Origin of the sequence: Rhizobium sp. WYCCWR10014 (genome assembly GCF_001657485.1) — a bacterium.
Classification (GTDB): Bacteria; Pseudomonadota; Alphaproteobacteria; order Rhizobiales; family Rhizobiaceae; genus Rhizobium.
In genome coordinates this window covers 188,042-204,094 of the sequence record NZ_LXFU01000041.1, presented here as the reverse complement: position 1 = coordinate 204,094, position 16,053 = coordinate 188,042, and the positions used below count along the sequence as shown (strand labels likewise).

The 16,053-nt window shown below is 61.0% G+C and carries 15 protein-coding genes and 1 pseudogene; 4 read left to right on the top strand and 12 right to left on the bottom strand.

Annotation, left to right across the window (positions count from 1 at the left end):
* Window positions 1–116: 116 nt before the first annotated feature.
* The 6 genes from A6U98_RS22865 to A6U98_RS22840 form a co-directional block, all read right to left on the bottom strand.
* Entirely contained in the window at window positions 117–1,328 is a 1,212-nt protein-coding gene (locus A6U98_RS22865; RefSeq protein WP_064652985.1) for an FAD-dependent oxidoreductase, read from the bottom strand.
* Between the two features lies 1 nt (window position 1,329).
* A complete protein-coding gene (locus tag A6U98_RS22860) occupies window positions 1,330–2,559 on the bottom strand; it encodes an Atu1372/SO_1960 family protein (RefSeq protein WP_064652984.1) in 1,230 nt (409 codons plus the stop codon).
* 23 nt (window positions 2,560–2,582) lie between these two features.
* On the bottom strand, window positions 2,583–3,245 hold the full coding sequence (locus A6U98_RS22855; RefSeq protein WP_064652982.1) for an amino acid ABC transporter permease: 663 nt from the start codon (window positions 3,243–3,245) through the stop codon (window positions 2,583–2,585).
* Window positions 3,242–3,901 carry an amino acid ABC transporter permease gene (locus A6U98_RS22850; protein WP_064652980.1) on the bottom strand — a complete coding sequence of 220 codons (660 nt, stop codon included), beginning with the start codon at window positions 3,899–3,901 and terminating at the stop codon, window positions 3,242–3,244. The genes A6U98_RS22855 and A6U98_RS22850 overlap by 4 nt, the downstream gene beginning before the upstream one ends.
* Before the next feature lie 7 nt (window positions 3,902–3,908).
* Window positions 3,909–4,661, bottom strand: coding sequence for an amino acid ABC transporter ATP-binding protein (locus A6U98_RS22845; protein ID WP_064652978.1), 753 nt, complete (start codon window positions 4,659–4,661; stop codon window positions 3,909–3,911).
* Window positions 4,662–4,842: 181 nt separating this feature from the next.
* Window positions 4,843–5,721 (bottom strand): ABC transporter substrate-binding protein, encoded by an 879-nt coding sequence (locus A6U98_RS22840; protein ID WP_064652976.1) that lies wholly within the window; start codon window positions 5,719–5,721, stop codon window positions 4,843–4,845.
* A gap of 163 nt (window positions 5,722–5,884) precedes the next feature.
* Between A6U98_RS22840 and A6U98_RS22835 the strand changes: the two genes are divergently transcribed.
* The 3 genes and pseudogenes from A6U98_RS22835 (at window position 5,885) to A6U98_RS22825 (ending at window position 7,991) form a co-directional block, all read left to right on the top strand.
* Window positions 5,885–6,940: a helix-turn-helix domain-containing protein gene (locus A6U98_RS22835; RefSeq protein ID WP_064653090.1), complete on the top strand. Its 1,056-nt coding sequence runs from the start codon at window positions 5,885–5,887 to the stop codon at window positions 6,938–6,940.
* A 149-nt stretch (window positions 6,941–7,089) separates the two neighbouring features.
* Window positions 7,090–7,563, top strand: coding sequence for a MarR family transcriptional regulator (locus A6U98_RS22830; RefSeq protein WP_064652973.1), 474 nt, complete (start codon window positions 7,090–7,092; stop codon window positions 7,561–7,563).
* A 32-nt stretch (window positions 7,564–7,595) separates the two neighbouring features.
* Window positions 7,596–7,991 (top strand): annotated as a pseudogene (locus tag A6U98_RS22825) (NUDIX domain-containing protein).
* 60 nt (window positions 7,992–8,051) lie between these two features.
* Here A6U98_RS22825 and A6U98_RS22820 read toward each other — a convergent pair.
* The 3 genes from A6U98_RS22820 to A6U98_RS22810 all read right to left on the bottom strand — a co-directional run bounded on the left by A6U98_RS22820 (window position 8,052) and on the right by A6U98_RS22810 (window position 11,060).
* Entirely contained in the window at window positions 8,052–9,350 is a 1,299-nt protein-coding gene (locus tag A6U98_RS22820; RefSeq protein WP_064652971.1) for an epoxide hydrolase family protein, read from the bottom strand.
* A 128-nt stretch (window positions 9,351–9,478) separates the two neighbouring features.
* Complete coding sequence (locus A6U98_RS22815) at window positions 9,479–10,546, bottom strand: DUF3095 family protein (RefSeq protein ID WP_064652969.1); 1,068 nt, start codon at window positions 10,544–10,546, stop codon at window positions 9,479–9,481.
* Between the two features lie 118 nt (window positions 10,547–10,664).
* Window positions 10,665–11,060 (bottom strand): Ohr family peroxiredoxin, encoded by a 396-nt coding sequence (locus A6U98_RS22810; protein ID WP_064652967.1) that lies wholly within the window; start codon window positions 11,058–11,060, stop codon window positions 10,665–10,667.
* Between the two features lie 281 nt (window positions 11,061–11,341).
* Here A6U98_RS22810 and A6U98_RS22805 point away from each other — a divergent pair, with 281 nt between their 5' ends.
* Complete coding sequence (locus tag A6U98_RS22805) at window positions 11,342–12,139, top strand: methyltransferase domain-containing protein (protein WP_064652966.1); 798 nt, start codon at window positions 11,342–11,344, stop codon at window positions 12,137–12,139.
* A 17-nt stretch (window positions 12,140–12,156) separates the two neighbouring features.
* On the opposite strand, the gene A6U98_RS22800 is transcribed toward A6U98_RS22805, so the two are convergent.
* From A6U98_RS22800 to A6U98_RS22790, 3 genes are all read right to left on the bottom strand, one after another.
* Complete coding sequence (locus A6U98_RS22800) at window positions 12,157–12,504, bottom strand: hypothetical protein (RefSeq protein WP_012757920.1); 348 nt, start codon at window positions 12,502–12,504, stop codon at window positions 12,157–12,159.
* Between the two features lie 127 nt (window positions 12,505–12,631).
* Complete coding sequence (locus A6U98_RS22795) at window positions 12,632–13,942, bottom strand: extensin family protein (RefSeq protein ID WP_064652964.1); 1,311 nt, start codon at window positions 13,940–13,942, stop codon at window positions 12,632–12,634.
* Between the two features lie 151 nt (window positions 13,943–14,093).
* The gene (locus A6U98_RS22790) at window positions 14,094–15,914 is read right to left on the bottom strand and encodes a methyl-accepting chemotaxis protein (RefSeq protein ID WP_064653087.1); all 1,821 of its coding nucleotides are present in this window, start codon (window positions 15,912–15,914) and stop codon (window positions 14,094–14,096) included.
* Between the last annotated feature and the right edge of the window lie 139 nt (window positions 15,915–16,053).

Here is a 16,053-nt window from a genome sequence, read left to right as displayed (position 1 = left end):
ACGATCAGATGGATGTGAAGAGGTATGAATTGAGCGAAGTCTCGGCAGCCTCTGCCGGAACGCTGCGGCAGGTGGAGAGCGTCAGCAACGATAAGCACCGGGCGCCAGCCACCGACCTATTGAAAGAGATCGACCACGCGGCGGGCAGAGCCTAATGCAAGCGTCCACCCCAACATGCCGTGACCGGCATTGATGTAGAGACCTTTGATGCGTCGGGAGGCAGCGATAATGGGCTTGGAGGTCGGAGTCATCGGCCTCTCGCCCGACCATCTCATCAGTTCGTCCGATCGCTCGAAAAGGTCGGGCAGCACTGCAGACGCGGCCAGCTTGAGCGTGTCGAAACGTCTGGCATTAAAACCGGCCCCCGGACGCTCGATGTCTGCCAGTCCGGCGACACGAAAACTATCGCCGATGGCTGCAAAGGCAAGCTTTCGCTTGACGTCTGTCAGGCTGATACTTGGTGCAAGGCCAGTTCTTGGAATGGTGAGCGAGTAGCCTCTGACGGGGCGTATGTCGCGAGCCTCGGGCAAATCGGATATGAGGGAACGGATCTGCGGTCCTGCGGCAACGATGGCCGCGTCGACGCGAAGCTCGTCGCGGTCCTCGAACCTCAATCCTGTCAGCACGCCTCCCGTTTGGACGAAGCTCGAGACCCTCCTGCCGAAAAGCACCGACACCTGCCGGCGCTCGATCATCCAGGCGGTGAGCTGGCGGCAAAATCCGGCCGCATCGCCGAGGGCATCACCTGGAGTGTAAACGGCCCCGGCAATCTCTGCCTGATACGCGGCGAGCGCAGGTTCGATGTTTTCCGCCTCCACCCGCGTCAGCAGGCGCTGCTCGAAGCCAAGGGCGTTCTTGCGCGCGACACCGGAATCGGCGGCAGCAAAACTTTGCCGATCGGCGTAGAGATGCAGTTTTCCAGCGACACGGTAATCGAATTCGACATCGGTTTCCCTAAGCAGGATTGCGAGCTCGTGACGGGATTGTTCGGCAAGGCGCAGGATGTCCTGCGTATTGTTCCACCAACAACTGAACCGGGTATTGGCAATAAATTTCAGGCCCCAGCAGAGAAAGTCCCGGTCGAGTTGCCAGCGGATCCGGAAGGCCGGATCGCGGCCCATCGCGATGGCTGGCAGATGCTTCAGCAGGGCTGGCGATGCCATAGCGTCACCGTAGGCCCAGGACAGCTGCGCGGCGTTGCCTGCACTCGCGCCCCTGCCCGGCTCGCTTGCCGCGTCAATAAGTGTCACATCATGCCCCGCTCGGGCCAGAAGATAGGCCGACGATACGCCGATGACGCCCGCGCCGATCACCGCAATGCGCGCCATCTCAAGCCTCGTCGCCGACGACGGCCGTCAACTCGACCTCAACGGGAACCCCGCGCGGCAGGGACGTTACGCCGATCGCGATGCGGGCATGCACCCATCGATCCGGGAAAAGCTCTCGGAGTAGTTCCGAAGCGCCATCGATGACGGCGCCGTGGCGCTCGAAAGCAGCATCCGCCGCCACATAGCCCGCCAGGCGGACGAAGCCCAGGATGTTGTCAAAGCCACCCGCAGCCCTCTCCAACTGCGCAAGCGCATTGAGAAGCGCCCAGCGCGCGCATTCCAGTCCCTCTTCGATGGAGACGTCCACTCCGAGATGTCCCGTCTGCAGCACTTCGCCGTCCTTCAGCGGCACCTGACCGGAAACGGTGATGACATTGCCGGTCCGCACAGCCCCGGAAAATGCGCCTGGCGGCGAGGATGCTTCCGGCAAGGCAAGCGCGAGCTGTGCCAGCCGCTCGCGTACGCGATTGCTTCCAGCCGATGAGGCATCGCGTACCTTGCGGACTGCTGCTTCTGCGCTGCGGTCGACGAAGGCCCCTATGATATTCCTGTCGAGTTCGGTCAGCCGGTATTCGGGGTGCCACTGGATGCCGAGGCAAAAGCCGTCCGTTTCCCCTTCGAATGCTTCGATGGTGCCGTCCGGCGCCCTTGCAGCGATACGGAAGCGCCCGTGGCCAGCCAAAGCATGCCGGTGCAGGCTATTGACGCGTACCGGGCCCTTCCCCACCCAATCGATCAGCACGCTGCCCTGCTCGACGATGATCTCGTGCGCCAAAACGTCGGGGATATCTTGCGGGATGTGGGATACGGCGGCGGCCGGCAGTTCGGTTTGAAATTTGCCTCCAAGGCATTCACCGATCAGTTGCATGCCGTGGCATATGCCAAGGAGCGGCTTGCCAGTTTTCAAGGCCTGCTCGACCAGCTGAATTTCGAACTGCCTGCGCGCGCCTGTCACCTCAGTCCCCGGCCGCGCACCGGTGAGGACGATTCCATCGGCGAGCGCCAAGGCCGGTGCCAGGTTCCGGGTATTGTAAGGCAGGATCAACGGAATTCCCCCTGCCTCGGCTATGGCGTCCGCGTAGTTGGCGCGTACCACATACTCCTTCTCGGTCGGCGCATCAGGCGCTTCGCTAAGGTCGGGCGTCATAAGGATCACCGGCCAACGAGGTTCATGCGATTGCGTTGCATGCCGACGGGCGTCGCCGGTGGCAACGGTCGTTTCAATGGTCATGGTCTTGGCCTTGTGATGACGAGTTAGCGGGTGGCCGGAAGGGCTAGCCGGCGCGAGAGGACCGAGAAAGGCCACGCTATCGCGAAATAGCAGAGGCCGACGGCAATGTAGATTTGCAAGGGCAGGAAATACTCGGTCGCCATTGACCGCCCGGTGAGGACCAGTTCGTTGACGGTAATCAGCGAAGCGAGCGAAGAATCCTTGAGCAGCGAGACGAAGGTGATGATCATCGGCGCCAGAATGACACGCGCGACCTGCGGCAGGATAATCCAGACGAAGCTCTGGGCCGGGGTGAAGCCCGCGGCCAGCGCTGCCTCACTCTGCCCGGCCGGTATAGCCTTCAGGCCGGCGCGGAAAAGCTCTGCGACCTGGGCCGCGAAACACAACGCCAGGCCGGCGATCGCCGCACCGAAAGCATCGAAGACGACCCCGATGCCCGGCAAGCCGAAATAAAGCAGAAACAGAACCGCCAGCAGCGGCACGCCACGCACGATCGTCACATAAAGAGCCGCAAAATACCGCAGCGCTGCGAAACTGGATTTCTGGCAGAGCGAAAGCAGCAGGCCGAAAGCGAATGCCAGGGCAAAGGCACAAACGGAAAGCAGGGCCGTATTCACCATCGCCCGCAGCAGCAGAGGCAGCCATTCGGCACCATAATCGCCATAGGGCGCCAGGAAAGCACTCATCCCTTTAACCTCCCGTAACGTCTTTCAAGGAACCGCGTTACCTGCATCAATGGCAGGCTCAGAAACAGGTATAGTGCCGCCGCCGTCGCGTAGATCATTGTTGTCTGGAAGGACGACGTCACCATTGAACGGGCGAAGAACATGATTTCCGGCGCCGCAATGGCCGAGACGACGGATGTATCCTTGAGAAGCTGCACCGCGTAGTTTCCGAGCCCCGGAAGCGCTATCCGCATGGCCTGTGGCGTCAGGATCCCAAAGATGGTCTGGAATGGGGTCAGCCCTGCAGCAAGCGCCGCCTCCGCCTGCCCGCTCGGCAGCGCAGCGAAACCGGCGCGAAAGATTGCGCAGGTGATCGCCGCCCCGATGAGCCCGAGGCCCAGGATGGCCGCCGTGATCGACGTCAATTTCACGCCGAGGCTGGCAAGCCCGAAGTAGAGGATGAACAGATGCGTCAAGGCCGGCACATTGCAGAGGATTTCGCAGCTGGCATCGATCGCGAGATTGATGAACTTGATCCCGGCAAATTGCCTGAGCAGAGCGAGAAGGAACCCGAAGGCGGCTGCGCACACCAGTGAGGCGATCGTGACGAAAACGGTTACACCAAGCCCGGCGACGAGCCCCTGGACGACCGAGAGGAATAGAGAAAATCCGGTCATGACACGCCTAGTGCCGGATCTTGTTGAGAAACGCTTGCGTGCGCGTTTCCCGAGGGGCGGTTATGACCTGGCGTGCCGGGCCGGATTCCACGATCGTGCCGCCGTCGAGAAACAGAACGCGGTCGGCAATGTCGCGCGCAAACGCGATCTCGTGCGTGACGATCAGCATCGTGCGCCCCTCGCCCGCCAGCTCCTCCATCACTTTCAGGACCTCCTGGACCAGTTCGGGATCGAGTGCCGATGTCGGCTCGTCGAACAGCATGAGCTTCGGCTTCTGGGCAAGCGCCCGCGCAATCGCGACACGCTGCTGCTGACCGCCGGACAGCTCGAGTGGTGAGGCTTCGGCGCGGTGCGTCATATGGACTTTGGCCAGCATCTCCAAAGCCAGTTCGCGTGCCTCGGCAGCAGGCAGGCCGCGCACCTTGCGCGCCGCGATCGCCACGTTTTCCGTCACCGACAGATGCGGCCAGAGATTGAAGAGCTGGAAGACCATGCCCATCTCGGCGCGCTGCGGTGCAAGTTGCCGGTCGCTCATAACCTGGCCGTTGCGGACGCCGATCCGCTCGCCATCGAGGCGGATCTCGCCGGCACTGGGCTTTTCCAGAAAATTCATGCAGCGCAGACAGGTGGATTTCCCGGAGCCGGACGGACCGATCAGGGCAATCTTCTCACCTGGCGCGACATCGAAATCGATGCCTTTGAGAACTTCGATAGGACCGTAGCTCTTGCGTAGGCCTGCAACGCTGAGAAGCGCATTCATCGCCGTTTCCTTATGCGATCATATCTACAGCGCCGCGCGTCTTTTCAGACGCGCCAAGGACGCTGTAGCACTTTGAATTGCTGCATAATTTTCTCCTGAAATCGATTCCGATTTAAGGAATTATGCAGTAGGCGAAGAGGGTGGACGAAAGCTGCCGTGCAGCTTCCGTCCGCACGGCCGTTCAGCCGCCAGCTGCACAAGACGGCAGCTTGTAATCTGCCGGGCGATCGACGCCGGCGCGGAAGTTTTGGCCCACCGGCTTGAACCAGACATCCGACGACAATCCGTAGCGGGCGCCGATTTCCTTCATCTCGCAAGTCTTCCACATGTCGGCGATGATGGCGTCCATCTTCTGGCGCAGATCGTCGTTCTTCTGATTGAGGCCATAGACGACCTGCCCGAGACCGGTCAGCAGCGGGAAATCCGGACTGTTGTCGGTGAAGGCAAGGAAGTGCATATTCCAATCAGGGTTCTGCTTGATGGCATAGGAGACCACCGGCGGATCGCCGATAACAGCGTCGATGCGCCCGGCGATAAGATCGCGCACGGCCGCATCGGAAGTGTCGTAGAGCGAGAGCTGAAGATCTTTGATGCTCTTCAATTCCGGGACGAACGAAAAGCCGGTGATCGTTCCGATCTTCTTGCCTTCCAGATCAGAAAGCTTGTCCCAGCTCGTCTTCGTCGATTGCATGATGCCGTTCTTGAAGTAGTGGATCGGCTCGGACAGACTCATGATCTTCGTACGCTTTTCAGTCCAGCCCATGGTGCCGAGCATGACGTCGACGCGGCCCGACTGAACGGAGGCGATCGTACCCGACCATTCCATGAGGGCAGGCTGAATCTTGAGCCCGAGCTTGTCGGCAATGCGCTGCATGATTTCACCGTCATAGCCTACCAGCTTCCCGTCCTGCCAGCCGGAGCCGGGCATGTCGCCGGTGAAGGCAACCGTCAGCTTGCCCTGCTCGGCAAGTTCGAAAGCATTGGCGATAGATGAAAGGGACATGAAGCTGCCTGCCAGCAGAGCGCACGTCACCATCCTTCTCGAAAGAGAAAGTGCCATTGTTCTGATCCTTGATTTGTTGGTTCCCCGGTCCGGTGGTTTCTGCTCCCCGGATGTCGCGTTCGACGAGAGAAAACTTGACACTGAAAGCTGCTGCTGAATTTTATAAATCAGACATTTTCTTTGAAAAAAGGACATGAAGGCTCTATCATCGCCTTACGCCATGATCACATCCGAGGAACCTTCCGAAATATCTGCCAACGAGCCGGACTATGTGCGCTGGCTCGACGATCTTTGGGCCGAGCGGCTTCTGGTCGCACGCGACCGAAAGGCCGATCTCTCCGTAGGCATTCTCCTCTGGCCGACCTTCCCGATGATGTCGCTGACAGGTATCGTCGAGCCTCTAAGACATGCGGCGGACTTTGCCGACAATTCCCGTCCATTACATTGTCGCTGGTCGATCATGGGGGCTCCGGGCCATGCAGCGGTCGCCAGCTGCGGCATCCGGGTTCATGCCGATGCGCCCTACATCAACCCGACCGACTTCGACTACGTCGTGGTTATCGGTGGCCTCCTGCCACATCTGCGCGCCGCACCTAGCAAACATCGCGACTATCTGAGGGTGGCGGCATCGGCAGGTGTCCCGGTCATTGGTGTTTGTACGGGCGCCTTCATATTGGCGCAGGAGGGACTGCTCACTGGGCGCAAGGCGTGCGTCCATCCCTTTCACGCGGAAGATTTCCGGATTGCCTTCCCGCGTCTTGCCTTCTCCACGCGCGATGACTTCCTGATCGAAAACGGCCGCATTACCGTGCCTGGCGGCGTATCGATCCTGTCGCTGATGACGGAGCTCATCCGCACGCATTGCGGACCGGATCGGGCGGCCAAGGCCGTGCACCAGCTTTCGCTCACGGAACAGAAGCGCATGAGCGCCTTCGATCACGGCCGCGCCACAACATTTCGCCGCACCGAAGATTCGCGCATACAGCGAGCCGTCGTTCTCATCGAGAGTCGGAAGGGCCGCGACGTCTCACCGGAACAGGTGGCCTCTCTGGTCGGCCTGTCACCACGTCAGTTCGCACGTCTCTTCCAGGACAATATCGGCATGACTCCGAAGCGTTTTATCGTCGAGACGAGATTGCGCTATGGCCGGTTTCTGGTCGAAAACAGCACACTGCCCATGACGGCGATCGCCTTTGAAACCGGTTTCTCCGACTCCGCCCATTTCGCAACCGCTTTTCGCAAGAAGTATGGGAAGCCTCCCAGGAGTTTCCGCTAATCTTTGTCGAGTCACCACCAACGGCAGGATCAAAAACCGACTTCGATACTATTGCGATTTAATCGGATGCGATTTATATAGATTTCATCGTCAGAAAACTTGGACAGGATGGACCTATGCCGACATCTAAAGCAGCTAAGGGGCCGGATATGCCTGCACTCGCCTCTCCGCAGCCGGGCAAGGGCGGTCGCAAGCTTTCCAATTTTCTGTGTTTTGCGGTCTATTCGGCCAATCTTGCCTTCGGCCGCGCCTATAAGCCGATCCTGGATCAGCTTGGCCTGACCTACACCCAATATATCGTCATCGTCGCCCTTTCCGAAGAGGATGATCAGACGGTCGGGGCGTTGGGAGAAAAGATGTTTCTCGAATCCAATACGTTGACGCCCATCCTCAAGAAGCTGGAATCGGTCGGCTACATCACGCGTCGTCGCGATCCCGCCGACGAGCGGCAGGTGCGGGTGAGCCTGACGCCGGCAGGGCGCACTCTTCTCGACGGCGATCCCGTCGCTCCCATGATTGCCGCCACCGGGCTCGGCGACGACTTTCCCGTCGTACAAAAATCGGTGACGCGGCTACGCGACAACCTTCTGCGATCGACGCAGCCCGAACCGGAAAAATCGTGATCCCGGCATCATGACATAACGGAGAAAACGAGATGCCCGAGATCGCGATGGGCGCCTTGACTCAGAATGGTACCGTTCTCCTGGCAAAGTGAAGTTCCACGCGCAGAACACACGCGGATCTTTGGAGCCTGCCGGGCGGCCACGTTGAAGATGGCGAAGACGCCGAGACGGCAATGCGCCGGGAATTGATGGAAGAAATAGGCGTGACGCCGCAGCGCTGGCAGTTTGCGGGAAAGTTCGTATTGGAAGGCCGGCCCGGGGCATCCGTCACATTTCATCTCTATCGCGTCGATCAGTGGCACGGCGATCCTCGACTGATCGATGACGAACACACTGAGCTCAGATGGTTTGGCGCCGCCGCGATAGAAAGCGAAGCCGAGCTGGCGCTGCCTCAGCTCTGCAAAATGCTCGCAAACCTCGCCATGTAGCGGAGCCCCAAAGACTGAAGCGCGTCGCACGAACCGGTTCGGCGCGACGCGCTTTTTTCTCTACTGGCGCAGCGTCCGAAACGCCGCCCTGAGCTCGGCAGTGAAAACCACCGGCTGTTCCCAGGCGGCGAAGTGGCCGCCCTTGTCGAGCCTGTTGTAGTGGATGAGCTTCGGATAGGCTTTCTCCGCCCAGCTCTGCGGCGCTTGGTAGATCTCATCGGGAAAAGCACTGACGGCTACCGGGATCTTGATGCCTCTCGGATCGAAGAAACCTCCGCTCGGGAAATGCGCATTGTCCCAATAGAGGCGCGCCGAGGAGATTGCGGTGTTCGTCAGCCAATAGAGCGTGATGTTATCGAGGATATCATCCTTGCTCAGCCCCTCGGGCTTTCCGTCGAAGACGCGAGCAATCATCTGGTAACTGCGGATGTCGTGGTCGAGCATCCATGCGGCAAGCCCGACGGGTGAATCCACGATCCCGTAGAGCGTCTGCGGGCGATTGTTCATTTCGATCGCGTAGCCCAGTCCGTTCTTGTAGAAATCGTCGAGCTGGTCGTAAGCACGCTTTTCATCGGGCGAAAGGCTGACTGGTGCAGGACTACCGGCTGAGAGAACCTTGGCGATGTCTGCTGGAACCGTGGCCGCCATATTCGTGTGGATGCCGAGCAATCCCGGCGGCTCCTGCAAAGCCATCAGCTCGGTAACCGCGTTCCCCCAGTCGCCGCCCTGGGCCACATATTTCGTATAGCCGAGGCGCTGCATCAGCACTGCCCAGGCCTTTGCGATGCGGGGAGGATTCCACCCCGGCGCCGTCGGCTTGCCCGAAAAGCCGTAGCCTGGCAGCGACGGGATCACCACATCAAACGCGTCCTCTGGGCTGCCGCCATGCGCCGTAGGATTCGTGAGCGGTTCGATGATTTTCAGCTGCTCGATGATCGAGCCGGGCCAGCCATGCGTGACGATGACAGGCAAGGCATTCTCATGCTTGGAGCGGACGTGAATGAAATGGATATCCAGCCCGTCGATCTCGGTGATGAACTGCGGCAACCCATTGAGCCGTGCCTCCATCTTGCGCCAGTCGTATTCCGTCTCCCAATGCTTCGCGAGTTTCTGGATTGTCGCAAGTCGCACGCCCTGCGTGTCGTCAGTGACGGTCTCCTTGTCAGGCCAGCGGGTCGCTGCGACGCGCTGGTGCAGTTCGGCAAGCGCCTCCTCGGGGAAATTGACGCTGAAGGGGCTAATCCCCTCGCCGTTCGCCAACACGCTGCGCGTTCCCGCCAGCAGGCCGATGGCTCCGGCGGCGGCGGTGGCTGCAAGCAGTTCGCGCCGGGTGGGCGATAGTAGGGATATCGGTGACATGACGCTTTCCTCTTCGTTCGATCTATGGGAACGAGGATCGACTGACCGACCTCGTTTGCAGCAGGTCATTCGCGTCTGGCCGAGACTATGCACCCGGCCAGACGCAGGGGTCAATTTACCCGGTCAGGTTAAGCCTCGGCCGCGAACGGTCTCCCGGGCTGGCGCGACGGCACGATGGCAAACGCGCCTTCCTCCATCTTCTCGGCGGCCCTGGCATAGCCGCCACCCATTCCATCAAGGAAATGCAGGTGCGAATCCGGCCGGCCGGACGGCACGAGACAGGTCATCAGCGCATGCGACTGGCGATGCAGTCCGAAGTTGATCTGGCCGCGAGCCCTTGCCGGAACGAGGATCGCTTCGACCCTGTCGATCTGTTCCGGCGTGCAATCCAGCGTCAGGCGCAAACCGTCGTCGAACTTGCGAAAATCCGAATTGGCGGCAACCTCCGACCAGCCTTTCGCATCGACCTGCTTCCCGCTGTCTCCTGACAAGGGAACGCCGCCGGGAAGCGGATGAGACTGGCGCGGCGCGGCATCGAAAACCGCAAGCACACGTTTCCCCAGCGCCGCAAAGACCTCGGGACTGATATGGTCGCGAGACTCGACCAGCAGCGACAGGATCTCGCCGCGCTTGCTTGGGAACGGGGTCCAGTCACAGCTGAGGCCGGTCAGATCAGGCTTCGTCGCGTAGCGGCCCGGCTTGACCAGATACCGGCCGCTCTTGATCTGCTGCTCCGCCCATTTGAGCCCGCCCCCTGCAAACATCGCATAGGTCGCGTTCTCGGAGGCGGCATAGCGGGCAATTCTGACGTCGCGCCCATTGGCGCGAATTTCGCGTACGGTCAGCAGCCCGATACGAAGGGTAAGATCGAGATCGGCTCTTGCAAAGCTCGCCACCTGCCGCAATGCCGATGTCGCCGCCATGATGCCCTGTGGCGGCAAGGCGAATGCTGCCCCGTCTCCGCGAAACACGAAGGGGAAATCGAACGATCCCCAGGCATTGCCGAGGGCAGCGATAACAGATGCGCCCGCATAGTTGACGTCTTCATAGCGCCCCGAGCGGATCGCCGTGGTCGAGTTGACGACATCGGTGATGCCGACCAGCCAGTCATCGGGCAATGGCTCATAGACATCAGGATCGAGCACTAGTGAAAACTCGTCATAAGCCCGGTGCGGCTGGGCGTGGCTATTGATCATGGCGTATCCTCCAGATCGGCAAGGTTTCCGGTGCCTGCTACCTCAGAAGGAGGTCTGCCGGCCGACCGGCAGGCCCTCCGCATCAAATCCTCCGGCGATGAGGTTTGCCCTCGCCCGCTCAGACAAGCTTGGTCTCGACGTCGATATTGCCGTGTGTCGCCTTGGAATAAGGGCAGATGCCATGGGCTGCCTCGATCAGCTCCTGCGCGATGTCGCGATCGATGCCGGGCAGGCTGACATTGAGGCGCGCCCTCAGGAAGAAGGAGCCGTTGTCGGCGTTGAGAGTAATCTCCGCGTCGACCTCGGGGCCATCAGGCAGCGTGATCTTTCTCTGGGCAGCGGCAAGTTCGATGGCGCCGATGTAGCAGGCCGACCAGGCGATGCCGAACAGGTTTTCGGCGGCCGGATGCGGCTGCGGCAGCTTGATGTCGATCGTGCCGTCGCTGCTGCGTGCGGAGCCGTCGCGGCCGCCGGAGATGTGCGTTTTGCCGGTAAAGAGAAGCTTCTCGGTCATGGTGATATCCTTTCGGTTTGAGTTTTATTCTCATCCGATTAAATCGGATGCGATCTAATACGCTCAGCCAAAACCGATGTCAACACCATTCCGATTTAATCGGATGCGATTTATTTCTGTAGGCGGAAACGCGCCATATCCAGGCAACCCTCAGTGGCAGCCATGTGAACAAGCTGGCCCGCTGCGCAGGGCCAACTCTTGTCGGGGAATGGGGCCATCTATAGGCTCTGCCGGCGAACGAGAGCCGGGGCGCATCCTGTGAAGAAACCTAGAGAGATGCCATGCCCTCCATAACAGCAGACAATGCGGGACAGTATGGCGACAGCCGCAAGCTCGCCGCGCGGGCTCGACTGCATAGCCAATACACCATCGCCGAGACAGCCTGGTTTCCATGGGTTGCCGCGCGGTTGCCCCTGAAGCCAGGCGCTCGTGTCCTCGACGTCGGCTGCGGGCCGGCCTGGTTCTGGGCGGCAACGGCAGGTCTGCTGCCGGCGGACCTCGACCTGACGCTCGCCGACCTTTCGCAAGGCATGGTCGACGAGGCAGTGGCGCGTTGCAGCGCACTGCCATTCGGCTCCGTCAGGGGCTGCCAGGCCGACGCCGCCGCGCTCCCCTTCGAAGATTGCGCCTTCGATCTGGTGGTGGCGATGCATATGCTCTATCACCTGCCCGACCCGGCCGCCGGCATCACGGACATGTCAAGAGTGCTGAGGCCGGGTGGCTTTCTTGCGGTCACAACCAACGGCGCCGGCAATATGCTTGAGATCTACGCGCTGACGACCGTATTCGGCAGTGCCCCATCCGATCCGGCTGCGGAAGCCTTGGGATATGACGCTGCCGAACGATCGATGCGGTCGCAGTTTGGAAACGTGACCATGTCGCAGCATCCGGCCAGCCTGCGGATCACTGAGCCCGAGGATGTATTCCTGGCGCTCACCTCCTATCCACCCGGCGATGGCGCCGACGAACTGCAGCTCACCAGGTTCCGTCATGCCATTGCCGATGCGTTCAGGCAGTGCAGCGGCGTGCTTGAGGTCCGCAGGGAGACCGCGCTGTTCCTGAGCAGAAAGATGATCTGATCGGTGTCGTGGGGCGTTCAGACCTTCTCTTTCTTCCTGATTTTTTCCTTCGGTTCCACCGGTGCATCGGGCGTCGGCGCCAACAGCTTGCGCAGTGACGAGATCTTGTCCTTCACCAGCGGCCGGAAGCGCGTCGCGCGATAGGGCATGTCGGCAGCACCATAACCCTCCGGCCCGTCGTCATTGCCGCGATTGATTTCCGCGAGCTTCACCCCGATGAAGGTGCCGTCGATATAATGGGTATATTCCCCCACCCAGCGGATCGTATAGATCTCGCCTTTGCGGATGAGCTGGTCGATGCTGACATGCTTGAAGGTATCGTTGATGCAGACGACCTTCTGGCCGACGTGGAAATCATAGCTCATGGATCAAACTCTCGAAACGGCAATCCGTCGCGCCGATCTATAGCGTGCCCTGCGGCGGGGATGAACCGTTTTCTCGCAGCCAGGCCCGATTGCTGCGACTCCGGCCGCACCTTTAAGCCAGCATGCATCAGTCGCAATAGGCCTTGCCGCTCTTGCGGGAGCGAAGATCGAAGTGGAAGTGGTTCCAGTGCTCCGGGTTGCTGCCGGGGCCGAGCACCGTGTTGAAATAGCGGCAGCTATCGCTGCGCACCGCCTTCAGCAGCCGCCCTTCGCGCAGCGAGAACAGGCCCTTCTTGCGCACGTCGATCTCGTGGCCGTTCTTCAGCACGAATTTGCCGACATCGATGGCGTTGCCTTTGGCGTGTTCGGACATCGGATTGTATTTCTGCCGGCTGTTGTTCATGCGCCGGCAGGAATAGCCGCCGAGCGGCTGGATCGTCTTGATGCCGGACCAGTAGCGGTAGCGGGCGGACGGCGCCAGTTCGTTCTTCACCCATTTGGCGAAGGCAAGCGTCACCTGGCAGTTCAGCGTCACGGCCGGGCGGACGCCGATATTGCCGGAAAGCCCCTTCAGCGACACCGGATAGGGTACTTGGCAGGCCGGCCCGTTCGAGATCGGCGGCTTGTTGTCGAAGAGTACGCCCATGCGTTTCAGCTCACGCCGGCAGGCAAGCTCGGAGGACGGCATGACGCTGGGATCGACGGGCGCCGCTGGCTCGCTCATCATCGGATTGTTCGGTCGCAGCATCGCGACCTCTTCGCTCTCGTCCTCTTCGGGAACACGGGTCGGGGCCACCACAGGGCTGCCGTCGTTCCAGGCGGGCGCCCGGCTCATCTGTGCCTCGGCCGCCGGCTGCGGCATTGGCTGCTGCGGGGGCTGGCGCATGGGCTGGTTGAGCTGTGTCGGATTGTCGGTGCCGATGCCGTCGACAACCGGCTCGGTGGCATTGCCCTCGGCGATCTGCTGCTGTTGTTCCTGCGCCAGCCCGACGACCGGCTGGGCTCCAAGCTCATCATCCATGTTGACGCCGCCGGATGGGATCGCAAGATCCTGCGTGCCGCCCCACTTGCCGCTCGGTTGGCCTGCCGCCAGCGCCTCGTCGCTGTCGATCATCGGCAGCCTACCCCCCTGCGCCGGTGCGGCCGGCGCCGCCTGACCGGTCCCGGCAAGGTTTGGCGTATCGAGATAATCGACCGAGCCCTGGCTCGTGCCGACGGGCGCACTGGAAACCGGATAGGAGGCCTGGCTCTCCACCGGCGCCATGCGCACGGCAGGGGCCATGCGCGCTGCCCCGCGCGACGGCGAGATCGAGCTGACCCTGGTGCCGTTGTCGACATTCGCCGGCGGCACCAGCCCGTCGCTGATCGAACAGGTCGTCAGCGCCGCCGAAAGCAGCAAGGGCAAAAGGGATCGCCAAGGAAAGGAAACAAACGCCATACTCTTATCGCTTCCGCAGGCTTGCTGGGCAGTGACCGAAAAAACTCACTCCAATTTTAATTAAAAACGGTGAATGAAAACTTACCGGCACAATCTGCACGCGACGGAAATGAAAAAGGCCGGTTTCCCGACCTTTGTTCAGTGGCTTAACTCACGCTGCCCGTGTGTATCTAGCCCCGGCTCTTTGCTCCGCCCCGCGCAGGCGGAAATTCGAAAGCAGCGTCTTCAACTGGGTGCTCTCGTCGGCGAGCGTGCGGCTTGCCGCCGTCGTCTCCTCGACCATCGCAGCATTCTGCTGCGTCATCTGGTCCATGTGGTTGACGGAGCCGTTGATCTCGTTCAGCCCCGTCGACTGCTCGCGCGCCGCCGTCGCGATTGATGCGACGTGATCGTTGACCTGGTTGACCAGCGCCTCGATCTCCAGCAGTGCCTCGCCCGTCGAGCGCACCAGCGCCACCCCACCCTCGACCTCCGTCGCCGACCGGCTGATCAGTTCCTTGATCTCCTTGGCCGCATTGGCGGAACGCTGGGCGAGTTCGCGCACTTCCTGGGCGACGACGGCAAAGCCTCGGCCCGCTTCGCCCGCCCGCGCAGCCTCGACGCCGGCATTCAGCGCCAGAAGGTTCGTCTGGAAGGCGATCTCGTCGATGACCGAGATGATTTGACCGATGCGGTTGGAGGAATCCTCGATCCGGCCCATCGCCGTCACCGCGTTACGAACGATCTCGCCGGATTTTCCGGCACTCGCCTTGGTCTCGGCCACCATCTCGCGTGCTTCGTTCGCCCGCTCGGATGCCGTCTTGACCGTCGCGGTGATCTCGTCGAGCGCTGCCGCCGTCTCTTCGAGTGCCGCCGCCTGCTGTTCCGTGCGCTTCGACAGGTTGCCGGTCGCCTCGCTGATATCGGACGCGCTGTCGTTGACCACACGGCTCGATTCGGCGATCGCGTGGATGACGCCGTTCAGCGCGTCGACCGCCGCATTGAAGTCGTTCCTGAGCTTGGCGTAATCGTCGCCGATATCGCCGATCGCGACCGTCAAATCGCCGCTCGCAAGCTTTTCGAGGCCGACGCCGAGCGCCTGCATCGCATGGGTCTGCCGTTCGGAGGCAGCGCGCAGACTCGCCTCGTTGCCACGGCGCTCTTCTTCGATCTGCCGCTGCCTCTCGTCTTCCCGGCCGCGCAGCGCGCTGCGCTCATCGACGGAGTCGCGCAACACCAGCAGCACCTTGGCCATCTGGCCGACCTCGTCGCGATACTCGCTGCCGGCGATCTCTACCGACGCTTCTTCGGCTGCAATCGCATTCATCGCTTTCCTCAGCCGGGCAATCGGCGCCGTCACGCTGCGCACGATGGCAAAGGCGATCGCGACCGTCGCCGCAGCGCCGATCAGGCACGCCATCGTGGCCCAGAGCAAATTCTGGCGATAAAGCGCGGCAAGGTCGTCGGCATAGACGCCGGTGCCGACGATCCAGCCCCAGGGCTCGAAACCGGCGACATAGGAGTATTTCAGCACTGGCTCATCGGCGCCCGGCTTCGGCCAGAGATAGTCGACGAAACCCTTGCCGTCCTTCTTCACTTTGTTGACGAACTCGACGAATAGGAATTTGCCGGTCGGGTCCTTCATCTGCGAGATATCGGTACCATCAAGCGCCGGCTTGATCGGGTGCATCACCATTTTGGGATGCATGTCGTTGATCCAGAAATAGCCGTCGGCGCCGTAGCGCATCGCGCCGATCACGTCCTTCGCGGCCGCCTGCGCCTGCTCGCGGGTCATCGTGCCCGCCTGCTCCATCTTGTAATATTTTTCGAAGATGCCGAGCGCCGTCGCATCCAACTGCGCCAGCCCTGCCTTCCGCTCGTCTTCCAGCTCGGAGTAAGAATAGTTCAGAAAGAAGACCATCGTCGCCGCGAGCACGGCAAGCGTGAATGCGACGAGGCAGTAAAGTCGGGTGGAAATCTTGACGTTGCGCATGAGGTTCCCGGCGATTCTTGTATTTGAGATCGATCGCATTCTGAATTGCCGGAATTACTGGAGCGTAAAGCTTAATTAGAAGAAGATTAAATAACGTAAGGGAAGGTGACATCGGTAAAATTCAACCATTTGAAATCGA

Coding starts and splice junctions, on each gene's coding strand:
- A6U98_RS22865 (WP_064652985.1), bottom strand. CDS start 1,328: ATGGCGCGCATTGCGGTGATCGGCGCGGGCGTCATCGGCGTATCGTCG.
- A6U98_RS22860 (WP_064652984.1), bottom strand. CDS start 2,559: ATGACCATTGAAACGACCGTTGCCACCGGCGACGCCCGTCGGCATGCA.
- A6U98_RS22855 (WP_064652982.1), bottom strand. CDS start 3,245: ATGAGTGCTTTCCTGGCGCCCTATGGCGATTATGGTGCCGAATGGCTG.
- A6U98_RS22850 (WP_064652980.1), bottom strand. CDS start 3,901: ATGACCGGATTTTCTCTATTCCTCTCGGTCGTCCAGGGGCTCGTCGCC.
- A6U98_RS22845 (WP_064652978.1), bottom strand. CDS start 4,661: ATGAATGCGCTTCTCAGCGTTGCAGGCCTACGCAAGAGCTACGGTCCT.
- A6U98_RS22840 (WP_064652976.1), bottom strand. CDS start 5,721: ATGGCACTTTCTCTTTCGAGAAGGATGGTGACGTGCGCTCTGCTGGCA.
- A6U98_RS22835 (WP_064653090.1), top strand. CDS start 5,885: ATGATCACATCCGAGGAACCTTCCGAAATATCTGCCAACGAGCCGGAC.
- A6U98_RS22830 (WP_064652973.1), top strand. CDS start 7,090: ATGCCTGCACTCGCCTCTCCGCAGCCGGGCAAGGGCGGTCGCAAGCTT.
- A6U98_RS22820 (WP_064652971.1), bottom strand. CDS start 9,350: ATGTCACCGATATCCCTACTATCGCCCACCCGGCGCGAACTGCTTGCA.
- A6U98_RS22815 (WP_064652969.1), bottom strand. CDS start 10,546: ATGATCAATAGCCACGCCCAGCCGCACCGGGCTTATGACGAGTTTTCA.
- A6U98_RS22810 (WP_064652967.1), bottom strand. CDS start 11,060: ATGACCGAGAAGCTTCTCTTTACCGGCAAAACGCACATCTCCGGCGGC.
- A6U98_RS22805 (WP_064652966.1), top strand. CDS start 11,342: ATGCCCTCCATAACAGCAGACAATGCGGGACAGTATGGCGACAGCCGC.
- A6U98_RS22800 (WP_012757920.1), bottom strand. CDS start 12,504: ATGAGCTATGATTTCCACGTCGGCCAGAAGGTCGTCTGCATCAACGAT.
- A6U98_RS22795 (WP_064652964.1), bottom strand. CDS start 13,942: ATGGCGTTTGTTTCCTTTCCTTGGCGATCCCTTTTGCCCTTGCTGCTT.
- A6U98_RS22790 (WP_064653087.1), bottom strand. CDS start 15,914: ATGCGCAACGTCAAGATTTCCACCCGACTTTACTGCCTCGTCGCATTC.